This is a genomic window from Bartonella birtlesii IBS 325, assembly GCF_000273375.1.
Lineage (GTDB): Bacteria > Pseudomonadota > Alphaproteobacteria > Rhizobiales > Rhizobiaceae > Bartonella > Bartonella birtlesii.
On record NZ_CM001557.1, the window covers coordinates 954,698 to 981,242 of the forward strand.

Annotated in this window: 16 protein-coding genes, 1 tRNA gene and 5 pseudogenes; 12 read left to right on the top strand and 10 right to left on the bottom strand. The window is 34.3% G+C overall.

All coding sequences use genetic code 11. The features are described from left to right. Positions 1 to 433 precede the first annotated feature (433 nt). On the bottom strand, positions 434 to 787 hold the full coding sequence (locus QWU_RS04715; protein WP_006589207.1) for a hypothetical protein: 354 nt from the start codon (positions 785 to 787) through the stop codon (positions 434 to 436). 769 nt (positions 788 to 1,556) lie between these two features. After that, positions 1,557 to 2,251: pseudogene (locus QWU_RS09125) on the bottom strand (HAD family hydrolase). 344 nt (positions 2,252 to 2,595) lie between these two features. On the opposite strand from QWU_RS09125, the gene QWU_RS04725 reads away from it, so the two are divergent. Next, positions 2,596 to 3,732: a site-specific DNA-methyltransferase gene (locus tag QWU_RS04725; protein WP_006589209.1), complete on the top strand. Its 1,137-nt coding sequence runs from the start codon at positions 2,596 to 2,598 to the stop codon at positions 3,730 to 3,732. A gap of 188 nt (positions 3,733 to 3,920) precedes the next feature. Here QWU_RS04725 and mutY read toward each other — a convergent pair whose 3' ends face one another. Next, positions 3,921 to 4,979: an A/G-specific adenine glycosylase gene (gene mutY, locus QWU_RS04730; protein WP_006589210.1), complete on the bottom strand. Its 1,059-nt coding sequence runs from the start codon at positions 4,977 to 4,979 to the stop codon at positions 3,921 to 3,923. A gap of 208 nt (positions 4,980 to 5,187) precedes the next feature. Here mutY and QWU_RS04735 point away from each other — a divergent pair, with 208 nt between their 5' ends. From QWU_RS04735 to ppdK, 3 genes are all read left to right on the top strand, one after another. Beyond that, a complete protein-coding gene (locus tag QWU_RS04735) occupies positions 5,188 to 5,688 on the top strand; it encodes a DUF721 domain-containing protein (protein WP_006589211.1) in 501 nt (166 codons plus the stop codon). An 82-nt stretch (positions 5,689 to 5,770) separates the two neighbouring features. Next, positions 5,771 to 6,427 carry a DsbA family protein gene (locus QWU_RS04740; RefSeq protein ID WP_026017302.1) on the top strand — a complete coding sequence of 219 codons (657 nt, stop codon included), beginning with the start codon at positions 5,771 to 5,773 and terminating at the stop codon, positions 6,425 to 6,427. 184 nt (positions 6,428 to 6,611) lie between these two features. Beyond that, positions 6,612 to 9,278, top strand: coding sequence for a pyruvate, phosphate dikinase (ppdK, locus tag QWU_RS04745; RefSeq protein WP_006589213.1), 2,667 nt, complete (start codon positions 6,612 to 6,614; stop codon positions 9,276 to 9,278). A gap of 754 nt (positions 9,279 to 10,032) precedes the next feature. Here the strand turns inward: ppdK and QWU_RS10570 are convergent. Further along, positions 10,033 to 10,869 (bottom strand): peptidoglycan-binding domain-containing protein, encoded by an 837-nt coding sequence (locus tag QWU_RS10570; RefSeq protein ID WP_017196309.1) that lies wholly within the window; start codon positions 10,867 to 10,869, stop codon positions 10,033 to 10,035. 1,037 nt (positions 10,870 to 11,906) lie between these two features. Here QWU_RS10570 and QWU_RS09130 point away from each other — a divergent pair. Together QWU_RS09130 and QWU_RS04760 are read left to right on the top strand one after the other, a co-directional pair. Next, positions 11,907 to 12,277, top strand: a pseudogene (locus tag QWU_RS09130) (DUF5330 domain-containing protein). 108 nt (positions 12,278 to 12,385) lie between these two features. Continuing rightward, positions 12,386 to 12,796 carry a SufE family protein gene (locus tag QWU_RS04760; protein ID WP_006589217.1) on the top strand — a complete coding sequence of 137 codons (411 nt, stop codon included), beginning with the start codon at positions 12,386 to 12,388 and terminating at the stop codon, positions 12,794 to 12,796. A 101-nt stretch (positions 12,797 to 12,897) separates the two neighbouring features. Here the strand turns inward: QWU_RS04760 and QWU_RS04765 are convergent, their stop codons facing one another. After that, a complete protein-coding gene (locus QWU_RS04765; protein ID WP_006589218.1) occupies positions 12,898 to 13,335 on the bottom strand; it encodes a Ros/MucR family transcriptional regulator in 438 nt (145 codons plus the stop codon). Between the two features lie 861 nt (positions 13,336 to 14,196). Between QWU_RS04765 and QWU_RS04770 the strand changes: the two genes are divergently transcribed. Continuing rightward, positions 14,197 to 16,290, top strand: a complete 2,094-nt coding sequence (locus QWU_RS04770; RefSeq protein ID WP_006589219.1) for a S9 family peptidase — start codon at positions 14,197 to 14,199, stop codon at positions 16,288 to 16,290. A gap of 77 nt (positions 16,291 to 16,367) precedes the next feature. On the opposite strand, the gene QWU_RS04775 is transcribed toward QWU_RS04770, so the two are convergent. Beyond that, the gene (locus QWU_RS04775; protein ID WP_006589220.1) at positions 16,368 to 16,970 is read right to left on the bottom strand and encodes a superoxide dismutase; all 603 of its coding nucleotides are present in this window, start codon (positions 16,968 to 16,970) and stop codon (positions 16,368 to 16,370) included. Positions 16,971 to 17,637: 667 nt separating this feature from the next. Between QWU_RS04775 and QWU_RS04780 the strand changes: the two genes are divergently transcribed. Continuing rightward, a tRNA-Gln gene (locus QWU_RS04780) sits at positions 17,638 to 17,712 on the top strand. A 683-nt stretch (positions 17,713 to 18,395) separates the two neighbouring features. Here QWU_RS04780 and QWU_RS04785 read toward each other — a convergent pair. The 4 genes and pseudogenes from QWU_RS04785 to QWU_RS09135 form a co-directional block, all read right to left on the bottom strand. Continuing rightward, on the bottom strand, positions 18,396 to 19,181 hold the full coding sequence (locus QWU_RS04785) for a DUF1499 domain-containing protein (RefSeq protein ID WP_006589221.1): 786 nt from the start codon (positions 19,179 to 19,181) through the stop codon (positions 18,396 to 18,398). 393 nt (positions 19,182 to 19,574) lie between these two features. Then, positions 19,575 to 20,114: a DUF1254 domain-containing protein gene (locus tag QWU_RS04790; protein WP_006589222.1), complete on the bottom strand. Its 540-nt coding sequence runs from the start codon at positions 20,112 to 20,114 to the stop codon at positions 19,575 to 19,577. Then, the gene (locus tag QWU_RS04795; RefSeq protein ID WP_017196310.1) at positions 20,107 to 20,703 is read right to left on the bottom strand and encodes a DUF1214 domain-containing protein; all 597 of its coding nucleotides are present in this window, start codon (positions 20,701 to 20,703) and stop codon (positions 20,107 to 20,109) included. The genes QWU_RS04790 and QWU_RS04795 overlap by 8 nt, the downstream gene beginning before the upstream one ends. A gap of 17 nt (positions 20,704 to 20,720) precedes the next feature. Beyond that, a pseudogene (locus QWU_RS09135) lies at positions 20,721 to 22,870 on the bottom strand (transglycosylase domain-containing protein). Between the two features lie 335 nt (positions 22,871 to 23,205). Here QWU_RS09135 and QWU_RS04805 point away from each other — a divergent pair. The 4 genes and pseudogenes from QWU_RS04805 (at position 23,206) to QWU_RS04825 (ending at position 26,475) form a co-directional block, all read left to right on the top strand. Then, positions 23,206 to 23,442 carry a hypothetical protein gene (locus QWU_RS04805; protein ID WP_006589225.1) on the top strand — a complete coding sequence of 79 codons (237 nt, stop codon included), beginning with the start codon at positions 23,206 to 23,208 and terminating at the stop codon, positions 23,440 to 23,442. Between the two features lie 18 nt (positions 23,443 to 23,460). After that, entirely contained in the window at positions 23,461 to 24,129 is a 669-nt protein-coding gene (locus tag QWU_RS04810) for a response regulator transcription factor (RefSeq protein ID WP_006589226.1), read from the top strand. Beyond that, positions 24,126 to 25,540: pseudogene (locus tag QWU_RS09140) on the top strand (ATP-binding protein). The gene QWU_RS04810 and the pseudogene QWU_RS09140 overlap by 4 nt, the downstream one beginning before the upstream one ends. Positions 25,541 to 25,742: 202 nt before the next feature. Further along, positions 25,743 to 26,475: pseudogene (locus QWU_RS04825) on the top strand (tetratricopeptide repeat protein). Positions 26,476 to 26,545: the final 70 nt, after the last annotated feature.

Below are 26,545 nucleotides of genomic sequence, written 5' to 3' on the forward strand. Positions count from 1 at the left end.
TTATCTTTTTCTCAATAAGCGCCTCAATTTTGGGGGAACACCTTTAAATTGTAACTCTTAAAACCTTTTTTGCTAGCTTGCTATATTATTAAAAAGAGCTCTCTTTTTCATAAGATATAACATCATGATTTATTTTTTAATTTTACCTATTGCTAATCCGATTATTTCACTAAATATGGCCATAATGATTCTGATAAAAAATTCAAAACCTAAAGCTTCTACTATGGAAAAACCTCAGCATAATAGGCTCAAATTTTACTTCAAATACACTCTACCCTTAGCAACTAGTAGATCAGACTATCTGTCATAATAAACCAGAGGATAGAATGTATTTCTCGTATTTATTATTGAGAGAAAAGGACCCCATTATATATTTTTAGTAAATAATTAAGCACATAATGGAGTCATTTTTGAAGTTTTGAAGAAGAGGTTTTTATTTAAAGATTATTACAATATCCTTTATCCATCCTATAATTGAACTGATGAAGCTTATTGCGTATCCAGCAACCAAGAGTCCCATTCCTATTGTGATCGGTTCAACAACTTTTTCAACTTTTTCTTCAGCTATGGTTCCATTTATTGTTTCATAATTTACAGCTGGGATATATGAAGCACTTGTGCTAGCTACTTTAGATGTTGTATCTTTCACGTATTCTGTTATGCAATCAGTAACGTCATTTTGAGAAACATTTCTCAAGTAATTTGCATTAACATTTACAATTTGTGAAAGAAAAAAAGTAGTTGCCATGAAGATATTGAATATGTATTTTCTAAATATTCTAATCATAACTTTACCTCAAATATTTTTTTATTTTAATAAATAAGTGAATCTAATGATGCTTGTTTAGCATACCGCAATAACACACAAAATGTTCTTACAGATTTCACTATCCGCAATTATATACTACATTATGAATTTATAGTCAATAATAAAACATATATATTATGTGTTTTTATTACAAATATATAAAAAAATATAAGTTTTAAGTTATTTTTTATAGTTATATTATAAAATTTGTTAAAGCTATTCTATGTATTAAATATACTATAGTCTATTAAAAATACTAATTTTAAATTCAATATCTATATGAATTCATAAGGTAAAATAAAGCTACTAAATTTATTATTGTAGTCTGTATTTTTAAATATTTTTTATTATATAATATCTTACTAAGAGATAGACATAAGAACTATGAAAGTCTGATATTCGAAATATTTTGTTTAAATACAAATAGTTTTTTAAATGAAGTACTATTTCTGTTTATTAGAGATTTATTTATAATGATAGTTATTACACATTATCTAATTTAAAGGTTAGTTTGATTTTAGCTGATTAAGTTGTTTATCTATGTCATTATTACTAAAAAAATAGCATGCTTCATTTTCAATATTATCAATTTCATATTTTGTTATAGAGAGGAAATCAGATGCATATTTATTATTCTATAATAAGCAGAATACGAATTGTTTAGAGATATGTTTTAACCAAGATAAAATCATATTGATAAAAATGTACTGAACAAGTTTATCAATGAAGATGCATTCAAGAGATTTTTTTATGATAAATTTTGCCATACTGCCATTGCCTCTAAGACTTCTCCTAAATGAGCATGTTTGGCGATAACTGTTTCAGCACCAGCTTCTGCAAGTGCATTAGAGTGGCCAAGATAACTGTGTGACCCTCCAGTAAAACCGATGACGCGCATACCTGCTGCTATTGCAGCATGTACACCATGAAGTGAGTCTTCTATAACAATAGTGTTTGCTGGTTTTGCATGTAATTGTTGTGCGGCAAAAAGAAAAACATCAGGAGCTGGTTTTGTTTTTTTGTTCCAACTTCAGGAGCAGAAAATATTTTATTATTAAAAAGATCGTAGAGATTAACAGCAATAAGCATCTCTTTTATATCTATGCTCTTTGCATTAGAGCAGATACAATAAGGATAGCGAGTTTGAATAACCTCTAACGCTTTTCTTATACCATCAATAGCACGTAATTCAGTTTTTATTTGTGCGCGAAAAAGATTCGACATTTGCTCTATGAGCTGAGCAGAAATTGGTTTTTCTGTTTCCTTTTCAACGTGTTTAAGAATATCGCGAAAAATGAGTCCCGCATAACGCTTACTCAATTCTTCAGGCGATATTTCATATCCTGTTTGTTTCAGTAGCTGAGATCCAATTTTTGCTACAAGATATTCAGAATCTACCAAAACTCCATCACAATCAAAAATAATAAGATCTATTTGAGGCATGAGATATTCCTTTACATATTATCTTAAAGCTTGAAAACTTTTATAGAAAAACTTTTATAGAAATGCCATTGAGAGACTCTATTGTATAAAAAGATGCTTTGAAAGTGATTCTTATTCATTTAATAAAATAAAAAATATGGGAACAGCGCGGTGTAAGAGAGGAAAATAGGGACTTGTCAGTATGAAATTCCATTATTTTTCTTGAAAGTACAAAAATAAATATCAATTTTGCAGAAGTTTAACGATACGTTTACTCTATTTTGTAAATATGGATGAGTAATGCGGGCCTATAAACCATTTTGGTTGATTATAGGGCAAATTTAGTTCATTTTGTTGGGTTTTTCATGACAGTTATTCATCTTCAAAAAGATTTCACTCGTACTTCCTCACAGGTGCCATGGCGCAATAAAATTTTCAAAGGAGATTGTGTTGCAGTACTAGAAAAACTTCCAAAACATTCTGTTGATGTGATTTTTGCGGATCCTCCTTATAATTTACAATTGGATGGTGCGCTATATCGTCCAGATTATTCGCTTGTTGACGCAGTTGATGATGCATGGGATCAGTTTGAGAGTTTTGCTTCTTATGATGCTTTTACGCGAGCATGGTTGCTTGCGTGTCGTCGTGTATTAAAACCCAATGGGACGATTTGGGTTATAGGATCTTATCATAATATTTTTCGGGTTGGTACGGCATTACAAGATTTAGGTTTTTGGATGCTTAATGATATTATTTGGCGTAAAAACAATCCTATGCCTAATTTTCGAGGACGTCGTTTTCAAAATGCTCATGAGACACTTATTTGGGCTGTTCGAGATCAAAAGGATAAAAAATATACGTTTAATTATGATGCTTTGAAAGCTGCCAATGAAGATTTACAAATGCGTTCAGATTGGCTTTTCCCCCTCTGTACTGGCACTGAACGTTTAAAAGATGAAGCAGGACGTAAATTGCATCCAACACAAAAGCCACAAGCTTTATTAGCGCGCATTATTATGGCGTCTAGTAAGCCTGGTGATGTTATCCTTGACCCATTTTTCGGTTCGGGAACGACAGGCGCTGTTGCCAAACTGTTGGGACGTGATTTTGTAGGAATTGAACGCGAACAAGATTATATTGATGCGGCGTGTGAGAGGATTGCGGCAGTGCAACCTTTAGACAAACCAGAATTGGCGATTTTGGATAGAAAAAAAGCCGAACCACGTGTAGCATTTAATAGTTTACTTGAAGCGGGCTTACTTTATCCTGGAGAAGTTCTTTATGATCGCAAAAAGCAAGTATCTGCTATTGTAAGAGCTGATGGTACGATCATGCATGGTGGTGAAGCTGGTTCTATACATGCAATGGGACGAAAAGCGCAAGATTCACAAAGCTGTAACGGCTGGACTTTTTGGTATTATCAGGAAAATGGAAGGTTAAAGCCTATAGATAATTTAAGGACGGTCATACGTTCACAAATGTTAAAAACAGGTGTTGTGTGAATTAAGCTGACAGTATCATTATAATTATTAGCTCTTAAATGTCGTGTTTTTATATTGAGATAACTTATCAAAGAGGCATATCTGCTTTTTTTTAAACATTTTTATTATATTATCTTAACTTCCTTTGTAATTTGCAAGCAGAATTTTTTTTCTGATACATCATGTACAGCTTATTTTAATGACAAGAATTATTTTAGTCTAAAGCAATCGGGAACTGCTATAGAAATGGCTTTTTTTATAACAGTAGGAAGTGCTTCTTCAGCAAGATTTTGTATATCGCACCACCAGCCATTTTCATGATTCATTTCGTAAACACTATTAGTGTAGTAAACGTCGAGTTTCAGAGAAAAGTGGGTAAATACATGTGTAATTTGTCCTTTGAATTGCCAATTGGCTCTAAATGGCGCATTTTGGAGTCCGTTTTCGTTGTCTATCCCAATATTGTTAGGAATTTGGGTCATTCCATTGAGAAGTTTTTTCTCTTGGCGTTTTTCTAGATATATTTGTCGTTTTTCATTCAGTACAACAAAAGCAACACCAGTTTTTGCAGGGCGTTCTTTTTTAGGTGCTTTAACTGGAAAAGACTCTGCTCTTTCCATCTTTGCTGCTTGGCACAAGGTTTGAAGAGGGCAAATGTAACAAGATGGTTTACGTGGTGTACAAATGGCTGCTCCCAGATCCATCATTGCTTGAGCAAAGTCACCTGGGCGATTTAAAGCGGTAATTTCTTGTGTTTTTTCTTTGATTTCAATTTTTGCTTTTGGCAATATTGAAGTGATAGCAAAAAGGCGGGTAACTACGCGTTCGACATTACTATCCACAACTGCTATAGGCTGATTAAAGGCGATTGCAGCGATGGCTGCGGCAGTGTAATCCCCAATACCAGATAGGGTGCGTAATGCTTTTACAGATTGTGGAAATTGTCCTGCATAGTTTTCAACAAGCTGCTTAGCACAATTTTTAAGATTATGTGCACGCGAATAATAACCAAGACCAGCCCATGCTTTCATGATATCATCTTGTGAGGCTTTTGCTAAAGAAGAAAGATCAGGCCACAGTTTCACAAATTTTTGAAAATAAGGTTTTACGGCTTCGACAGTTGTTTGTTGAAGCATGATTTCAGAAAGCCAAATGCGATAGGGATCAGGACGGATACCTCGTGCTTGTTCATCAGGGGTAATACGCCATGGTAAATGCCGGTGCTTTTGATCGTACCAAGAAAGGAGGCGCGAAGAAATTTCATGCATGATTGTTTTCAATCATAGGGAGATATAAAATGCAAAAGAAAAAAGCATGTATTTTGCAATTTATGGTTTATTTTTGCTACTTTATTATAGAGACTTTGGCTAGGTAATAATTGGCTTTTTTGCTATTTGATAAGGTGTTCTGGTAAGTAGCTTTTAGATAAAAGAACCTATTATAATTTAAGATATGTCTGAATAATGATTTAAAAAAATGAGCAAACAATTTAAAAAGCGCTATTTTTGTTCTCTTTCTGAGACGGTATCTAAAATGCTTGATCCGGTTTTACGTAAACGGACAGGACTTAATGTTGCACTTATAGAGCATTGGCCACAAATTGCAGGTTATGATATCAGTGAACATACAATGCCTCTTAAAATTATTTGGAAATATCGTGCCGTTCAAGATGAAGTTTTCCAACCTGCAACACTTGTTGTAGCATGTGAAGGATTTGCTGCTTTAAAATTAATGCATGAAACAGATGAATTGCTCCATAGAATTAATGCCTTTTTTGGTTATATCGCGATTGATCGTATTAAGATTAAGCAAAGATCTGTATCTATTCCAAAAAATCATTGGCCAATAAAACAAGATCCGAAAAAAAAAGACAAAAAACACATAGAAAAAATGCTTAAGGAGATTGAAAATGAGAATTTACGCCAATCACTTTATAAACTTGGTTGTTGCATTTTTGCAGAAAAAAATAATAAATAATAAGATATCTTATATATTTCCCTTTATTATATGAAAAAGGTGGGATTCTTATTCGTTTAATAACAACAGAAAAGTATTATTTATGTTCATGTATCGTTCTTTTTTATCTTTCGGGATAATTTTTTTCTTAATGGTAACTGTACAAATCAGTGGAACTGCCGTTGTTGCTAATAGTGCTAAATCAGTTTCAACTATTGATATGGCAGAGGTCCTTCAATCAGGAAAAGTAAGAGATAGGTTTGAGGGGGAGCTGGATGCACCAGTAACAATTGTTGAATATGCTTCATTAACCTGTATTCATTGTGCACATTTTTATAATGATATACTTCCTCAAATTCGTAAAAAATATATTAAAACGGGAAAAGTAAGACTTATTTTCCGAGAATATGCTTTTGAACCTCGGGCAACGGCGGGTTTTATGTTGGCACGATGTGCACCAGAAGATCGCTATTTTCCTTTGATAGAAGTTTTATTTCAAAAACAGTCTGAGTGGATTTTTGAAAGAGATGTTCTGACACCGTTGAAGGAAATTAGCTTAAAGGCAGATTTTACAGATGAAAGTTTTAAGGCTTGTTTAACAAATCAGTCCATTTTAGATGAAGTAAATGCATCTTTTGAGCGTGGTAAAGAACTTGGTGTTACAGCGACGCCTACTTTCTTTATCAATGGTAATAAGTATGAAGGCGTCATGTCGGTAGAAAATTTCTCTTCGGTGATTGATGGTTTTCTTAAAAATTAAGTTTTCTCTGTATAAACTCTGTATGAAAATGGGTATGGATAGTTGTGTTTGATTGCCCTTTTGAAAAGGTGGGGAGTATTTATAAAGCAATATTTTTGTTTGGCTAGTGTTGATCGAGTCCTTGTTTTGGTGGTGAAGCGGGATCACATGATATTTTGATGCCTATATTAAGAGGAATTGTGCGATGGAAAAATGGGTTTATAGTTTTGGAGATGGCAGTGCGGAAGGAAGTGCAAGCAAACGCAACCTCCTCGGTGGCAAAGGAGCTAATTTAGCGGAAATGAGTAATCTTGGTTTGCCCGTACCTCCCGGATTTACTCTTACAACAGAAGTGTGTAATTTTTATTATACACATAACAAATCGTATCCAGAAGAATTACAAGAAGTTGTCAAGCAAGCATTAAAGCGTGTTGGTGAACAAACAGGACGTGAATTTGGGAATGAAGAAAGACCTCTTTTACTTTCTGTTCGCTCAGGTGCTAGAGCTTCTATGCCAGGAATGATGGATACAGTGCTCAATCTTGGTATGAATGATAAGACTGTGAAAGCAATCGCTTTACAAACCGGTAATGAACGTTTTGCTTATGATAGTTATCGTCGTTTTATTCAAATGTATTCTAATGTTGTTTTAGGATTAGACCATTCGTATTTTGAAGAGGTTCTCGATGAGTCAAAAGCGCGTAATGGTTATAGTGTTGATACAGAGATGACAGCGGATGATTGGAAAGCTATTATTGTTTCTTATAAGACATATGTAGAAGAAAAATTAGGGAAGCCTTTTCCGCAAGATCCTGAACAGCAATTGTGGGGGGCGATTGGAGCAGTTTTTTCTAGTTGGATGACAGCACGTGCTGTGACTTATCGCCGTTTACATAATATTTCTGAAAATTGGGGAACGGCAGTTAATATACAGGCGATGGTTTTTGGCAATATGGGGGACGATTCAGCAACGGGTGTTGCTTTTACGCGCAATCCATCAACAGGACAAAAAGAACTGTACGGTGAATTTCTAGTAGATGCACAGGGTGAAGATGTTGTAGCGGGTATTCGAACCCCACAAAATATTACAGAAAATGCGCGTATCGTTGCTGGTTCAAATAAACCATCTTTGGAAAAGATTATGCCAGAGGCTTTTTTGAAGCTGTCTCAGATCGCGCAGAAGCTTGAACAGCATTATCGGGATATGCAAGACTTAGAATTTACCATTGAAAAAGGTAAGTTATGGATGTTGCAGACGCGTTCAGGAAAACGAACGGTTCGTGCGGCACTAAAGATCGCGACGGAAATGGTTGAAGAGGGGTTGATAAGTCGTGAAGAAGCGGTGATGCGCATTGATGCAAAATCGCTTGACCAACTTCTTCATCCCACCCTCGATCCTAAAGCAGAACGTTTTATTATCGCACGTGGTTTACCTGCTTCTCCAGGAGCGGCAACGGGTGAAATTGTTTTTACTTCGGAAGAAGCAGAAAATGCATCAGTAGAAGGTCGTAAAGTTATTTTAGTACGTGTAGAAACAAGTCCAGAAGATATTCATGGTATGCATGCTGCAGAAGGGATTTTAACCACGCGTGGCGGTATGACGAGCCATGCCGCTGTTGTCGCCCGTGGTATGGGAAAGCCGTGTATTTCTGGTGCTGGTAGTATAAGGATTGATTATAATACAAACTCCATGTTTGCTTCAGGGCAAAGTTTTAAAAAGGGTGATGTTATTACGATTGATGGTGGAAGCGGAGAAGTTTTAAAAGGAAAGGTTGCCATGTTGCAACCGGAGCTTTGTGGAGATTTTGCAAAATTAATGGAATGGGCTGATGGAATGCGGCGTATAAGAGTTCGCGCTAATGCTGAAACACCGTCTGATGCACGTATGGGGCGTTCTTTTGGAGCTGAAGGTATTGGTCTTTGTCGTACAGAACATATGTTTTTTTCTGGTGAACGTATTGTTGCTATGCGTGAAATGATTTTAAGCAATGATGAAAGTGGTCGTCGTAAAGCACTCGATAAGCTTTTGCCAATGCAGCGCTCAGATTTTGCTGAATTGTTTGAAATTATGCATGGTTTGCCTGTTACTATTCGCTTGCTAGATCCACCACTACATGAATTTTTACCAAAAACTGATGCAGAAATTCTTGAAGTTGCAACGGCTATGGGGGTTTCTACTGAAGTACTTTCTGAACGCGCGCAACAGTTGCACGAATTTAATCCCATGCTTGGATTACGAGGATGCCGTTTGGCTATTACTTATCCAGAAATTGCAGAAATGCAAGCACGAGCGATTTTTGAAGCAGCCGTAGAAGCTGCGCAAAAATCTGGCTCTTCTGTTATGCTTGAAATTATGGTACCACTCGTAGCACTTAAATCTGAACTTGATTTTGTAAAAGCGCGTATTGATCAGGTAGCTGGTGAAGTGATGAAGGAAAAGGGAAGCAGTATCCAGTACATGGTTGGAACGATGATTGAGCTTCCAAGAGCAGCTCTTCGGGCAGATGAAATAGCAGAAACTGCAGAATTTTTTTCATTTGGAACAAATGATTTGACACAAACCACTTTTGGCATTTCTCGTGATGATGCCGCACCCTTTTTAGCAATCTATTTTCAAAAAGGACTTTTAGAACAAGATCCTTTCGTATCCATTGACCGTGATGGAGTAGGGGAACTTATTACATTTGCTGCGCAACGTGGTCGTTCACGGCGACCAAAAATAAAATTAGGAATTTGCGGTGAACATGGAGGCGATCCTGCTTCTATTGCTTTATGTGAAGAAAATGTTCTAGATTATGTCTCGTGTTCTCCTTTTCGGGTGCCAATTGCGCGTTTAGCAGCAGCACAGGCTGTGATAGCTAAAAAAATATAATGAGTTAATATCTGTTATCGTGTGGTGGTTGCCATACGCTAAAATAAATCATTACAGACCTTTTATTTTCTGTGAAGGAGAAAAGCATATCTCTAAGATATACTGTAAGTTGTATGTAGTGAGAGGAAAGTATATTTTTGATAAGTCTACAAAAATAGAAGTAAAATAATCATTATTTATACGTTTTTAATGTGTACTTTATTTAGTCACGTTTTAAAGAGAAGTATGCTTTTACAAAGAATTGCATGCTCACTGTGCAGTTAGCCGATGAACTTATAGTAATCAGCTAAATTCAGAGCTCTTCTCATTATATTATTTTATGAGAGGTGTGGTGTAAAATTCGTTGTATACTGCCATATTTATGCTTATGAAAATCAAGATCTAAACTTTCACTCTATTTACAAGTTCCCAATATTGTCATCGCTTGTATATTAGGGTAGTTCATGAGGCATTTTATGTTTTTTTATTTTGAATTAAGGAATTGAAATAAAATAATATTTCTATATGCTGGGTTCTTATTCAAATTGCAAAACGGATAATTATTTTTATAAACTAATATATTAATCTAAATATACAGAATAAATTGTATATACTCTCTATTTTTTCTAAAAAGCAAAAAATTCTAGGCTATGTTACAAATTTTATGTATGAAAAAAGAAGAGTGTCTTTGATATATTTATGAGAAAAACTATACGACAGAAGAGTAAATTATACCCTGTTATTAGTGTTTGCTTTATGAAATAGATGTTTTCCTTCAATTCAACAAACCAATTTCACGCATTTTGACCAAAACTATATGATCAATCTTACCTGTTATAGGAAGATTAAACATTTTTTGAAATTGTTTTAAAGCTTCTATTGTCTTTTGATCTTCTACACCTGTGACGATAACTTCCTGATTACCAAAAATACGTAAAGCTTTTTGCACTTGTATAATATCTGCTACAGGAGGATTTAAAACAGTTTTTACTGAGTGCGGCGTATCTTTTGTTTCATTTGCAATTTTTATTTCACTCTGTTGAATTAATATTGCAATTTCATCTGCTGTAGTATTGGATAAAGTACTATTTTGCATCTCTTGCGCAGTTTGTTGTTTCCATAGTGCTATGGCACGACGCGTTTTAGGCCCCTCAATTCCATCTAAAGGACCATCATAGAAACCTAGTTTTGCCAATTTATTTTGCATTTCCAGTGTATTTTTTGACAGAGAATGTGAAGATGAGTTTTTATGTAGTTTGTTTGAAGAAGGTATAAAAGGAATGTGAGAAATCGGGTGAGATATTGCTTTTTTTTCGGATAAAGTCGAATTTTGCTTTAACTCTGGAGGAAATATAAACTTCATTTTAGTAAAGCTACCCTGATGCATTGTCATTTGGGAAAATAAGGCATTAAAGGAAACAAATCCCAAACTAATGATAAAGAGAAAGGCTCCAAGGAAAAAAAAAGTATTTTTACGTGTATAAAAATAAAGTGTTTTTACTATCCAAAAAAGAAAACAACTACTTATAAGAAAAAAGCTTATAACAAGACTACTATAGTATTTACGCTTTTTTGCATTTTTTGTTTTGCGCATTTTTCGTCTTTTTGTCATTATTTTTATTTTTTATTCCAATTACGGTTGTTTCTTACATAGAAGTGAATATGAATTATTCTTATGTCCAATGAGAAGAAGATGTATCTCTATCTTTATAGATTTTTAAAAATGAATAAGGTTATCACATAAATGCATAAGGCGATAAATGAACGATAGCCCTCATACAATTTTTTAGTTCCATATTTTATAGAATTTTTAATAGGTGTAAAAAGGGGTTTCAATTCTACAGTACCATTTTTATACTTCATAAGTTATCTCGTCACCTATCGTTATCAAATTAATAAAATGCTATATTATTTTTTCATTTTTTTGTGCAATATATTGAGCAGTATTTGAGATTAAGTTAAAATGGCTTTTTATTATATTGCGGAACTGATAGCAGTGTGTATCTTTTTTAAATATCTTATATATACAAGGGGTATATTCTCATAAAATAGTATCATGAACATAATTATTCCCTAATGCCATATATATTTTAGTACAAATATCCTTTACTCAGATTCGATAAATCTCATAAATATTAACACAAGTGATTCTAAAATCTCTATAGATTTCTTCTTTGCCTTGATAATTTTGTAATAGTATTTTTTATAAAACAAAAAATTGTAATATATGTTGTACAAGATAGCTCCATCATATTCTTTGTCAGCTCTCAGAGTTATGATAACCCTTACTTTGAGAACATTCATTAAGAGGGTTTAAAATGAGAGAATGTGATCGTATTAGGGGCTTACATTTAATATACGAAATAATAGATTATTATTATGAATCAGAATATTATATCGTATTATAGTTCTCGTATATCATGGTTTTGATACCTCGTTTTTTGTCGCTATACATTTGACTATATTAATGAGAGTATAAGCTTACAGATTTTAAAAGCTCATTTTTGCACCAGCTTCATTCTCAATGATATAAATTTGCTAAACAAATGTTCAATTCCATAAAATGGTAATTTTGTAAATTTTTTATAAAGAAGAAGGGTATAAATTATTATTTTTGTTTCATTTATAACTGCGGTACATTGGTTGCCTATGATACGTTTTTTAATCAAATTATTATTTTTTTATTTTTTATTTTTGTCACCATTTCATTTTTTGTAGCAAAACCAAGCAGTAATGATTCCTCTTTTCAAACAAATAGTGAAACAACAACGGGCGAAGTGGTTGTGGCTTTTAGGCAAACTTTAAATGATTTAGGAAAATTCTGTGACCGTAATATAGAAGCCTGCAAAGTTGGTAAATCATTTTTAAGCTCACTTGGTGAGCGTGCACGTGATGGAGCAAGAGCAGCTTATGAATATTTTGGACATATATTGGATAACAAGAAGACGGCAGCTCTTCCAGATGACACTTCCAAGATAGGCACAGAAGAATCCACACGGAGACATAAAGTGTTACCTTGAAATCAAAATCTTTAGCATTCATCATTGGCACTACACTAAGAAGAATAATTTTTATCTGTAAAATAATTGCGTGCAATAGGATTAGCAAAATAGGGCAGGACTGATATTATGACAGAAAGGATCGATGAGATTATAGGAAATTTTTCTCTTTTGGATAATTGGGAAGATCGTTATCGTTATGTGATTGAACTTGGAAACGAATTGCCGCCTTTTCCTGAAAGTGCTCGAAATGAAACGCATAAAGTGCCTGGTTGTGTTAGTCAAGTATGGCTTTTATCTTCACGTACTAATACAGACAATCCAACAATAACATTTCAAGGCGACTCCGATGCACATATCGTACGTGGGCTTATCTACATTCTTCTTGCTTTCTATTCGGGTAAAAAAGCTTCTGAAATCCGCAACGCTGACGTCGAAGGACTCTTTAAAAGACTTGGCCTAAACGACAATCTTACACCACAACGCTCAAATGGTCTTAAATCGATGATTGAACGAATTCGTAAAGAAAGTTATATATAGCACTAATGTTTCATAACAAAAACACTCAACATTCTTACAAGAAATACATCTACGAAAAAACACTTTTACAGTTCAGAAATATCATTTGTTTGAAAATGTAATTATTTGCTTTTTTTCCGTTTATTTTTGCGCCCAAGCCCCATTTCTTTTGCTAAAGCTGAACGAGCTTTCGCATAATTAGGTGCTACCATAGGATAAGAACTGTCTAATTGCCACTTTTCACGATATTCTTCTGGCAACATTCCATAATGTGTCATGAGATGACGTTTCAAAGATTTAAATTTTTTCCCATCTTCAAGGCAAATGAGATAATCCGGAAAAATCGAACGCTTTGGGTTAACAGCAGGCCTTTGCTTTTCTATTTCGCTTTCTGTTAATTCTACATTCCCCGCTTTACGAAAAGCGGCATGGACATCAGCAATCAAACTTGGTACTTCAGTCGGTCGAATAGAATTATTACTTACGTAGGCAGCAACAATATCAGCAACCAATGTAATAACTAAATTGCTTTCAGTCTCTAAGACTGGACGATGTTCCATTCTTGTTTCCTTTAATTTAGAATCGAGTAATTTAAAATCGAGATACAGCACATATACTCACGATACAGAGATCTCACGCACATGGGTTTCATATTGTACAAAAATCTTTTTTGTCAATTCAATTATTCTACAAAATTACCAAAACACAAAAAAATCAAATAAATACCTCTTTTTAGTCATAATATATAATAAGAAAAACCAAACGCTTAGATATTAAATATAGTTTTGTTCTATAAAATTTCACGTATAAATCAAAATTTATCATAAAGATAAAAAATAATATGTCACAAAGTTATGTATTTTATAGATAAAATATAAATAAAGATGTTAATTTATACTTTTACAAATTTAATATTTTATTACTAAAATAAATATTTTTTTATAAATTTTCTTTTTTAAAAGAAAAAATATCTTAAATGATTCGTAAAAATTAAAAATGTGATAAATAAAATAAAAAATCGCAATGATTACACTCTATGAAGAAATAAAAAATATCACAGAATAATAAATTATTTGTCATATAGCATAGAGAGGTCTTTTTCTTTTTTAATATCTGTATACCATATCAAAATAGATCTTAATTTATATATATCCAAAAGTTAGTTTTATTGTTTAAAGAAAAATTCAATTTTGCTATCAAATAGCCTCATTTTTTTAGCGTATAAATTTTATAAAAGTGGCTTTCTCTTCAGAAGATAATCTTTGTGATATTATGTAATGGGAATATAAAAGTATAATTGTGGAAAATATTATAGCTCTTCCTTTGTTGTTAAGTAGAAATTATGAAAATACACGCTTGCATATGTTTTGTGATTCTAACATACAAATAAAATTTTCAATATCTTTTACGTAGGATTGTGTATGACTGGTTCTTTTGTACTTCCTCCCAAAGCATCAAAAATTGTTTATCAAGAAGTGCATCACGGTATTTGTCGTGATGACTCTTATCATTGGTTACGTGCATCTAATTGGCAAGATGTTTTTAAAAAACCTAGCTGTCTTGACGCAAATATTCAGCATCACCTCGAAAAGGAAAATGCTTATCAGGCGGCTCAGATGGCTGATACAAAATCATTACAAGATTTACTTTTTACTGAAATGAAAGGTCGTATTCAAGAAAATGATAGTTCTGTTCCTATAAAAAATGGGCTTTTTGCTTATGGGTTCTCTTATGTTACTGGAGGTCAACAACCACATTATTTTCGTACCTCAAGGAATGGTGGAGAGAAGAACGTTTATCTTAATGGTGATGCTTTGGCTGAAGGTAAAGAATATTTTAATTTTGGTTTAGTTCAAGAATCTCCTGACCATACACATGTTGTCTGGACCTATGATGATAAAGGATCAGAATTTTACACAGCTAAAATTCGTAATTTAGAAACATTATCTGACTATATGGACACAATTATTGATACATCCGGACAGATTGTCTGGGATGCTAAATCTGAAGGTTTTTTTTATACGAAGATGGATAAAAACCACCGACCTTCAGAGCTATATTATCACCAATTAAACACAAACCAATCGCAAGATAAGCTTATTTTCCGTGAAGAAGACCCAGGATTTTTCTTACATGTAAATGGTTCTAAGCTTAATGACGTTATTTATATTAATATTCATGATCATGAAACTTCAGAGATTTGGTTGATTCCTGCTAAAGAACCTCTTTCTGTTCCTCAATGTATACGGAAAAGACAAAAAGGTATTGAATATTCACTTACAGAAGGTGGTGATGTTTTTTATATTTTGACCAATCTAGATAACGCAAAAGATTTCAAGATTATGGTAGCACCATACACATCTCCACAATCGGAGAATTGGTCTGAATTTGTACCACATCAACTTGGGTGTCTGATATTATCTCATGATGCTTATCAAGATTTTCTTATCTGGCTTGAACGTTTTGAAGGGCTTCCTCGTATAAAAATCATGGAGCGTATTACGAAACAAATTCACTCCATTGCGTTTACTGAAGAGGCCTATGCGTTAGGTCTACAAGGAGCAGCAGAATATAACAGTCAAACCATTCGTTTTTGCTATTCGTCTATGACAACACCTGATCAAGTGTTTGATTATGAGATGAAAAGTCGCAAAAGAATACTTTTAAAAACGCAAATAATTCCCTCTGGGCATAATCAAGAAGAGTATGTAACACGACGTATTACAGCGATAGCAGATGATGGTGAAAAAATTCCTATTTCACTTTTTTATCACAAAACAACGACTCTTAATGGTAGTGCACCCTGTTTGCTTTATGGTTATGGTGCTTATGGAATTTCTATACCAGCTAGTTTTAATAGCAATATACTTTCTTTGGTAAACAGAGGTTTTATTTATGCTATTGCCCATATTCGTGGAGGAAAAGAAAAGGGAGTTGAATGGTATGAGAAAGGAAAACACTCTTTTAAATACAATACATTTACAGATTTTATTGCTTGTGGGCGTTATCTTGTAAATAACAAATTTACTTCTCACGACCGGCTTATTGCTTATGGTGGCTCAGCAGGGGGGATGTTGATGGGGGCTATTGCCAATATAGCACCACAGGATTTTGCTGGAATTGTAGCAAATGTACCTTTTGTTGATGTATTAACGACAATGTTAGACGCTTCACTACCATTGACTCCCCCTGAATGGCCAGAATGGGGAAATCCTCTTGAATCAAAAGAAGATTATAAGCTTATCGCTTCTTATTCCCCCTATGATAATGTTAAAGCACAAAAATACCCTCCTATACTTGCAATTGCAGGATTAACCGATCCTCGTGTAACCTACTGGGAGCCTGTAAAATGGGTAGCAAAATTAAGAGATTTAAAAACAGACGATAATGAGATTTTATTACGCATTAATATGGATTCAGGTCATGTAGGAGCCGCTGGACGTTTTTCAAAATTAGAAGAAGTTGCATATATTTATGCATATATTCTAAAAATAACAGGAAAAAACTGTTATTAATTTAGGTATTTTTATTTTTTTGAAAGGCTTTATAATTTCTAGCTTATGAAGCCTTTCATAAAGCATGGAACACTAAATTAAAACTCACAATCTTCATAAAGTTTCAAAACGTAGTCCCAATTAATAAGATGATCTACAAAAGCTTCAAGATATTTTGGACGCACATTGCGGTAGTCAATATAATAGGAATGCTCCCACACATCAACACCCAGAATAGGTTGGGCACCATGAACTAAAGGATTTTCACCATTAGGTGTTTTCATAATTTCAAGCTTCCCATCTTTAAAAGCAACCCATGCCCATCCAGAAGCAAATTGGGAAACGCCAGCAGCAATAAAATCAGCGCGGAATTTATCATATCCACCTAGATCTACATCAATAGCTTTTGCTAATTTTTCAGGAAGTTTTCGACCGCCGCCGTCTTTCTTCATCCAAAGCCAAAAATGGTTATGGTTGTAATATTGCGCTGCGTTATTAAACAATCCAATATTTTTTCCAAAACTTTTTTTCACAATATCTTCAAGGCTTTCATTTTCTAAGCCTAAATCTTTCACAAAATTATTTGTATTGGTAAGATAAGCAAGGTGATGTTTATCATGATGATATTCAAGCGTTTCGCGTGACATATAAGGCGAAAGAGCATCATAGTCATAAGGCAAAGGGGCCAATTCAAAAGCCATTTAAAAGTCTCCTTGATTCTAATTGTTTAAGCTCACTCCACAAATTCAATTTGCCATTTACAGTATCTAAAAGCAAATGTTGAATGGCTATTTATGTTAAAATTTTGATGATGATTTCTTCATAAAAGTATTTCTTAGTTTACACGCTTAAACAAAAAATATCATTAATTTATAAAAGCTGCTTCTGAAAAATTTTTCATCTGTGGACTAATAAAAATCAATTATCACTTTAAATCATGGTAGTGCCATGCTTATTAAATGAGCAGTAAAGATAATTATAGATTATAAATTATTGTTTTATTTAAAAATATCCAAATATCATACAATTTTTCTCCCCTATTCATATATCTATAGCATTGCATTTATCACAGTGTTTTGCGAATAGAGTATTGGAGCTTCTTTGGGGACAGCTACTATAGAATTGAACAACTTTTTATAAGTTCAATGATACCTAATATTGATTCAAAATGCAAAATAACTGATGAATTATAGCTATTCCTTGTATTAAAAAAAGCTAATATAAGATTTTTGTGACAAATTTTGTATCAACACAACAGGGATAAGATTTCAAAGTTTTATGATGAAAAAGTAAAAGCTTTGATTTTCAGATATTGCGCACATTCACAGGAATCGCTATAAGGTGCAAAAGCGGTTGTGAGCATATTTTTGGGGTATAGCCAAGCGGTAAGGCACCGGTTTTTGGTACCGGCATTCCCTGGTTCGAATCCAGGTACCCCAGCCAATATTTAATCAAATCAATAGGTTATATAAAAGTTCGGGAATTTTGATTCCATTGATTCTTTTAACTTATTTCCTTTTCTTTCCAATTTTTAGGCCTTTGGGGTTGGATTCATGGTAAAATTCCTTTTATCTGCTAAGCAAAACAGCATGATAACAGCCATCAGAATAACAAAAACATAGAAGCTTTTCATGCACCGGAAGAGCAAGATGTGGACGGTAATTATTAGACATCGATTCGCTCAATGCAAGTGTGCAAAACAATGGCTACAAAATTTAGCATGGTAACAATGTAAATATGCTATTTATTGTTGATTCTTCTTTGATTATATTCATTTACATTAGATATCTCGGTAAATATTATTGTAGTGTTTTGATGAATGCAATTATCTGATTTCGGGAGGTAAGCTTATAAAGGGTATTTGTTAGCTCATTGTATCATTTCTATTTCCTAATCTTGTAATAAAAGCCAATTTACGATGATATTAAAATTGAAAATTCGAATTCAAGCATTTTAATCATAATTTATGTGCTCAGAAGCTTCTATAAGGTTTTGGGGAACGCGGTTGAAAGATACCAATAATTTATTAAGAGGTGATAAGTTGTTTATTCATCTTCGCACATTGAGAAATTTATTTTAGGAATAAGCTGCGTTATTCATATAGAGTGTATAAGACTTTCAAATTTTTACCTATCATCTTGAGAAATAGGGAGTGAAGCTATTTCTGTATCAAGCGCATCCATAAAATTGATAATAAAAGCAGCATTAGACCCCAAGTCTCTTGGCAAATAACGTGAAGCAGAGCGCATATCAACAAAAGTCGTATCGCCTTCATCGGTTAAACGTATAATAATATCTGAAATAAAACCGAGGTAAAAAGTTTTTGCTATTGTTTCAATATAGATTTCATGTTCTTCACCTTTAAACTCCCGTTGAGCAATAATAGGCCAATCGTAAGCAGCTAATACATTAAGAACGGAATCACGAACACGATTAGGAGAACCATCATAACGACGCCCTGACATTTCTGGCCATTGTGACATTTGTAATGCTGTTTGTTCGATCAAAATACTCTTAAGTGGCAAAGCATTGCTGGGACGTGTTGTACGAAAAAAAGCTGGTGGTCTGCGTGTATCGGTAGAAATATCATGAAGAGCTGGCAAAGCAAACCAAAATCCCAAAAACAGTACCAATGGTGTACCAGTAATCAACGAATAAATGATCCCTTTTAAAGCTTTCATTCCCCCAAGAGCGTTATATACCCACAAACTATGCAGTGCTTTGAATGCAAGAAAAAGAGAGGCAACAACACAGCAAGTAGAGATGATAATCAAAATGATGAAATCAACGACATTAATCACAGAAAAACGCTGTAAAAGAACTGAAAACAATAAAATAAAGAAAGCCAATCCACCAAAACGAGGGGACCATACAGCTGCCCTTGAGACTAACCGAACATATCTCTTCTTCATGAAGTTTTTCCCCTTCAACCACGGATTAGAAGTATAATTTGTTTAGATTTTATATCTCACAAAAAGCTTCTGATCATACAACAAAAGTAAAGCATTTCCTTTTAAGGTCAAGGATGTGTGATACTCCATTCGTTTGTGGTCGTTATTCTCATTAACTCATGAAGGCAATGGTCATTGCTTTTATGGTTTACGATAGTATTACTCTAATTTTATCAGGAGAATTATCATAATGTAAAAACAAATTTAGCTAACACACTTTAATTTTTTTATAAATCTGTTTATTCAGTATTTTTAGTTATCTTTATAATTTTTTGGGCAAAGGGATTTTTTTATGCATTTGTGTAGCAGATTTATAGAAAAGAAACATTTGTGTAATGAGAAGTTGCTGTGCTTTTATTGATTCAGTATATGACAGGTTGCAGATGAAAAAAAGGCTTCGCTTTTTTTCTTAGCAAGGACAGAGGGGGCAAAGATGCGTAAGAGTGCAAAACCTTTATCCAAATTTTTAGCAACCAAAATTGCATTTCCATTATTTTGAGGTTTTGATTTTTTCAGTTCTATGATTTGTATCGGTTTTCCAATGATGAGATCAAGTGTTGCATCAGGTGCTGTACGGTCATTAAGGCTGTAAAAAATAGTTCCGGTTTGTGTATAAGCTGCGAGTGACCAAAATTGGATTGTTTTTGAAGCTTTTAAATGAACGGGGCCATTTTCGAGATCAAATCTGCAAACTTTAAGAAGAAAGAGTGGATCGGTAGTCTGCTGAAGAGGATTACGCATATTCAACTCAACAAACTGATAAGGATTTCCTGTTTTTTTAAGTTCTTCCCATATTTTATTTTGCATCCAATAAGGGATCAGAAAGAGAACGCAAATATGAACAATAAGAGCGCCGATAATTATAAGAAGTACGGTGTGAATGAATCTAATCACAGTCTATTTGTCCTGATGGGATTTGTTCTATCGATGGCATAATGAGTTTTTGCAATGGTGTTGCAGAGATGATAGAGGTATCATACAAAGTGAGAATAAGACCGAATTCTTTTTGACTAACTGTTGCAAGCCAATTGCCGGTTTGAGGTGTTGGTGAAATATTAATACGTAATGTGCCATCACTTTCATAATTGGTATTATTGGTGTAGAGCTCGAAAGGTATAGCCTTGGATGAAATGTACGGTTTGAGTGATTTGTCCGCTGTATAAAGAGTAAAGAGACGGGTTTTAGGAATGTGTCCTTTAAGTAAGTAATGGCAATGAGGCTGTAGTGGACGCCCGTAATTATCTTGCCAAATTTTAAAAATAAGCCCTTCTGTGTTTCCAATTGAAATATCACCCCGTTTTGCAGCGCGTGCGCGCGTATAAGGGTCTGTGTTGGATGTACCCACTTGAGGGTAAGCACTCCATGCTCCAATTGTGAATCTTCCAAAATAATTAAAGGAATTGAGTGTATAATCGATACTTAGTACCCCAAGTAAAATGGAAAAAACAAAAATAAAAAAGGGAGTGATAATTTTAACAAACATTATAGGATATCTTGAATTCAAAGTTTTGAAGCTCCGATAGTTTTTTTTCTCAAAGAGAATGCAGATAGCTTTTTCAGATCGTCATTAATCAGACGTAAAATATTTAATGTTTCAGATGAGAGCGTATAAGGTATATGCGGAGCAAATTCAGAATCATTATAAGAAGGAAGTGTTTGAGGTTGATAAGAAAGGAGAGAATTTTTTACGCCATAGAGTTGTTTAAGCATGATATTTTGGTGTGCAGAAAGCATAATACGATGCCATATCATAGCAGGAACACCCCCACCAAAAGCGTGATTCATTGATGAAAAATCATCATTACCCATCCATACAGCTCCCGTATAATTACCGGTAAAGCCGACAAACCAAGCATCACGATAAGATTGTGATGTTCCAGTTTTCCCAGCAACAAGGGTCATAGGAAGAGCTGCACGTTTACCCGATCCACGTGTTGTAACACCAACCATCATTTGGTTCATATAAGCTGCTGATTGGCTACTGAGTGCTCGATGGGGCTTATTACCATTATGCTCAAAGTCCCACAGCACATGTCCATCTGTTGTCTTGATTTGTGTGAAACCATGGTGATTTCCAGCTATACCACCATTAGCAAAAACATTAAAACCAATTGCTTGATCCATTGGTGTCATATTGGATGTGCCTAGAACCATAGTTTTGTGTGATAAAATATGTGCATGAACTCCCATACTTTTGATCAGATCTATGATAGGTTGGGTATCTTGGTTAAGATATTGATAGGTAAGGTAGACAGGCACTGTATTGATAGAAAAAGCTAAAGCGGTTGCTAAATCAATTTTACCAAGATAACGACCCGAGTTATTTTTGGGTGACCAACCTCCCCAATTTATGGGGGCATCTGAGACTATTGTGGAGGGAGACAAACCACGTTCCATTGCGGCTGCGTAAACATAAGGCTTGAATGAAGAACCAGGTTGCCGACCGCCTTGTGTTGCTCTGTTAAATTGACTTTTACTATAATCAAGTCCTCCAACAATTGCACAGATAGCTCCGTTATTATCAAGTATTACGGTGGCTGCTTGTGTTACGCGATATTGTTGACCATACTGATGTAAATGATAGGCGATTGCTTCGTCTGCTGCTTTTTGAATATCCGGATCGAGAGTAGTCTGAACGATCAAAGTATGGCTTGGAAGTTGGTCATCCATTTTTTTGACTTCGCCGAATGCCCAATCAAGAAAATAATCAGGTTGAGTATTATTTATTTTTGTAAGTGCTCTGGCAGGATGGCGATGAGCATCGATAATTTGGCTCTCAGTCATGAAACCACTATTAACAAGATTAGCAAGTACTACATTAGCACGTGCTTGAGCAGCAAAAAGGTGGCTATGAGGAGCATATTTAGTTGGGGCCTTGAAGAGACCTGCTAACATAGCGGATTCACTAAGAGATATATTGCGTATATCTTTCCCAAAATAAAATTTTGCTGCTGCTGCAATACCAAAATTGTTTCCTCCCATATATGCACGGTCAAGATAAAGTTGCAAAATCTGTTTTTTGCTGAAATTTGCTTCTAACCAAAGGGCGAGGTAAGCTTCTTTAATTTTGCGTGTTATGGTTCGTTCATTTGTTAAGAATAAATTTTTAGCCAGTTGTTGTGTAAGAGTTGAGCCACCTTGAACTACATTTTTAGCTTGCATATTTTGTGAGATTGCTCGGGTAAGACCTTGCAAATCAATCCCCCAGTGATCAAAAAAACGGCGGTCTTCCGTTGCAAGAACTGCTTTAATAACAAAACTGGGCATTTCTTCAACGGGGACGGATACAGCTGGTAATGCACCACGGTGGCCTATGGGATTTCCATAACGATCTAGAAAAAGAATGGAAATTTTTTTAGGCAAATACCAATCTTTTTTTGTTAACGCAAAAACAGAAATACCAATAATAGTGAAAAGAGTAAGACCAATTAATCCTAACGTGAGTATTTCATCAAGAAGCTCTACTGTAAAGCGTTTCCATCCACGAATATGAAAATACTGTGAGGTAATTTTTGCTGTATTCCAGAAGGAGTTGTGAGCAGAGCGGATGCGATAAATTGTTGTGTCAAACAATGCATCTAATTCAATAAGTGCAGGACTATGAAATGGCTTATGATGTTTTTTTTCTTTTTTCTAAAAAAATCAAACATTAAATAAAGGGCCTACGGCAAAGCAATACAATTAAACAAATTTACAATAGCTATATGGAGCCAAAGTAATTTTTTGCTATAGTGTTAACGAAGAAAGATTTTACTTAAAAAAAGATCATTTATTTTTTTTGACTATGTATTAAGCTTTTATAATTTGTTGAAAACATTTTTCTTTCCATTATTTTATAACGAAAAAGGTTCCAATTTTAAAATTGGAAGCAATACAGCCTTATTATTCTGTTATACAGAAATTAAATCTTCACTCTAGTATGATTTTGAAGAAACGAGAGCCATTGTTCATCCTATATTCATTTAGAATAGATTATGAAGCCTTTATGATGAAAAAAAATTCCTTATTTATGATGCTAGCATTTTTTTTAGGAGCGAATTCTGTTTTAGCTTCTGAGTGCACTGAGGTGGGAAGAAAGGTTGCCATCCAAGAAAATGGGGTATTAGTACGCTCAAAATTAGTTGTTCATGATAAAAAAGATATGTGTATGATTGTGGTTGTTATACCAGCCCGTAACGGTGAAAAACTGCGCCGTGTTGAGGCTGTGGTTCCCGCCGATTAGTATTTGGTAGATGTTATCATGCGTATTTTAATTGCCGAAGATGATCGAAACCTCAATCATCAATTAGCGGAAGCTGTAAAGAATGCGGGATATGTTTCAGATAATGCTTTCGATGGTGAGGAGGCTTATTTTTTAGGAAGTACAGAGTCTTATGATGCTGTGATACTTGATATAGGTTTGCCCTATATAGATGGGATTTGTATTGTTGAAAAATGGCGCCAAGAAGGACGTTCCATGCCTATTTTAATCCTAACGGCGCGAGACCGCTGGTCTGATAAGGTACGTGGAATTGATGCAGGTGCTGATGATTATGTTGTTAAGCCATTTCATTTGGAAGAAGTGATGGCGCGGTTGCGGGCGTTAATTCGTCGCACAACAGGGCATGTAACAAGTACATTATGTTGTGGGAATGTTTTATTGGATACCAAGACTTCTCGTGTTTTTATTGATGGCAAGTTGATTAAATTAACATCCTATGAGTTCAGACTTCTTTCATATCTCATGCATCATTGTGATAGGGTGATTTCGAGAACGGAACTTACTGAACATCTTTATGATCAGGATTTTGATAAAGATTCCAATACGATAGAAGTTTTTATTAGACGCTTACGTAAAAAACTTGGAATGGATTTGATTGAAACTATTCGAGGAATGGGCTATCGCGTGAAAACGTTAGGTGACCAATGAATATTTTAAAGAAAAATAATCAACTCCGGAGGCTATTTTTTTTGTTAGTAGATCTCTTAGTTTACGCGTTATGATCTTATCAACGTTATGGGTTGTTATTTCACTTTCATCAATTTCTGCAGTCAGTATTTTATTTTATAGGCGCTCAAGTGAACAAAACTTAGAACGTATTCTCTCTGCACATCTGTATAGTCTCATTGCAACAGTGACAGTTTCACCAGAGGGAAACTTAAGAGGAAATATTGGGATTGATGGTATTCGTTATTCTGATCCAACAACGGGATGGTATTGGGAAGTCGTTGCAATATCACATAATCTAAAAGGAAGATTAACATCACCTTCCTTGGGAATGGGAAACATATTTTCACCCAACAATATCGATGTACCTTTTGACAACAAATTCTTTCGCTCTTATCGGATAAAGGGGGAGCGTGGTCAAAAGCTACAAGTCATTGAGAGTGATGTTGTTCTTGATAATAAAAATCATATTGCACGTTTTCGCCTTATTGGGAATATTGATGAAGCTCATGCACAAGTACGGGAATTTAAGCAAACTTTACAAATTTTTCTTTGGAGTTTTGGTATAGGTAGTGTTCTTATCAATATTGCTCTTATTTTTTTTAGTTTACAACCGTTGAAGCTTATACGACAACGAGTAAATGATATACGTGAAGGTAGAATTCATTATATGAATATGGATTTAGTAAGCGAAGTCATGCCGCTAGTACAAGAGATGAATGCTCTCATTAATAATAATCAGCGTATTATTGAACGATTTCGTACACAGGTTGGAAATCTCGCTCATTCATTGAAGACACCGCTATCAGTGATGATGAATGAGGTTGATAAGATGTGTGGAGAACAGGCTCTTTTATTGAGAGAGCAAACGCAAATAATGCAGGCACAAATAAATCATTATCTCCAGCGTGCACGGATTGTAGCACAATGTGATAGTATCATTTATCATACATCTGTTCGCAGAGTGATTGATCGCTTGATGCGAGTTATGGAAAAGCTTAATCCTAAAAAACAGTTTCAATTTGTTATGGATGTCGATGATATTGTTTTTTCTGGTGAAAGGGAGGATTTAGAAGAAATTATAGGGAATTTAATTGATAATGCGGCTTTGTGGTCTCGCACAAAGGTTCTCATCTCCTGTTTTTTAGAAGAAAATATTGAAGAAACGGAATATTTTAGTATCTTTGTGGAAGATGATGGTTCTGGTTTAACAGAAGATAAAATTGATGAAGCGTTCAAAAGAGGGTATCGATTTGATGAAAGCAAGCCGGGGACAGGTTTAGGGTTAGCGATTGTTTCAGATATGGTCAATGAATATGGTGGAAGTCTTTTTCTATCGCGTTCTGTTCTGGGAGGGTTATGTGCAAAAGTTATATTACCAAGAAGAAGATGAATTATTTTTTGCTGAGAATTATATATATGGAAATCCATAAGCAAAGCATCGCTTTTACATGATATACAGAGAGATATTTTAAAGTTCTAAGTATAGTTTTTATAATTAAAATGGAAAAGTAAAATTTTGTTTTGCTATCTCTGATAAGTGGAAAAGGATAAACTAGCGAATTTTTTAATTTTCACATTGGTAGCAAAATAACATGCTCTTATTGGTTTTAGCAGTATTTTTTCTTATATTTTTAGCAAATATTCTTTTTTTTTCGCTTCATCATTGTGGGGAAAAAGAAGAGTTGAAAGTGCAAGTCATCGATAATAATAGAATCCATATGTATTCGATTAATTCTGGTAAGACTTGTTCGCATGATAAAAAACATATACTCTAAAAACTTTAAGTATTTTTTTGTTCTTCTTATGACATGGAGTATTTACGGTTTGACAGGCAATCCAGAAGTTAAAAGTTATTTTTTTAACGAACTCATGCATAAAGACCCTAATAAGCTCAGTAAGCATGAACAGCTTGTTCGTTTACAAGCGCTTTTTTTTCGCTTACCTCATGATGGCAAGTTGGCAGATGCATTAGCAGTAGGATACCTCGAAGAAGGCTATTTCCAGGATGCTGTGAATATTTATTTAGATGCGCTGCGCTTGAATGGAGAAACGGCTCCAAGGCTTGTTGGATATGGGTTGGCATTGGTTGGTTATGAAGGTGGCATGATTACACAAGAAGCACAAAAGGCTTTTCAAAAAGCCGTAGATTTGGCGCCAAAAGATTTTTATCCTCGTTTATTAATTGCTGAAGCGCTTCATCAGGCAGGTAAATCTGTGCAAGCAGTACAGTTTTTACAAAATTTTCTTGATACAATGCCTGAAGATTTTACAGGACGATCACGTATTGAAGCCATGATTATTCAGTTACGTAATGCATTCAATTAGAATCTTAAGAAAAGTAATTATTGTCGGTTTAGATTATGAAAATCAAAGGGGATATTTAGCAGTGGTAAAG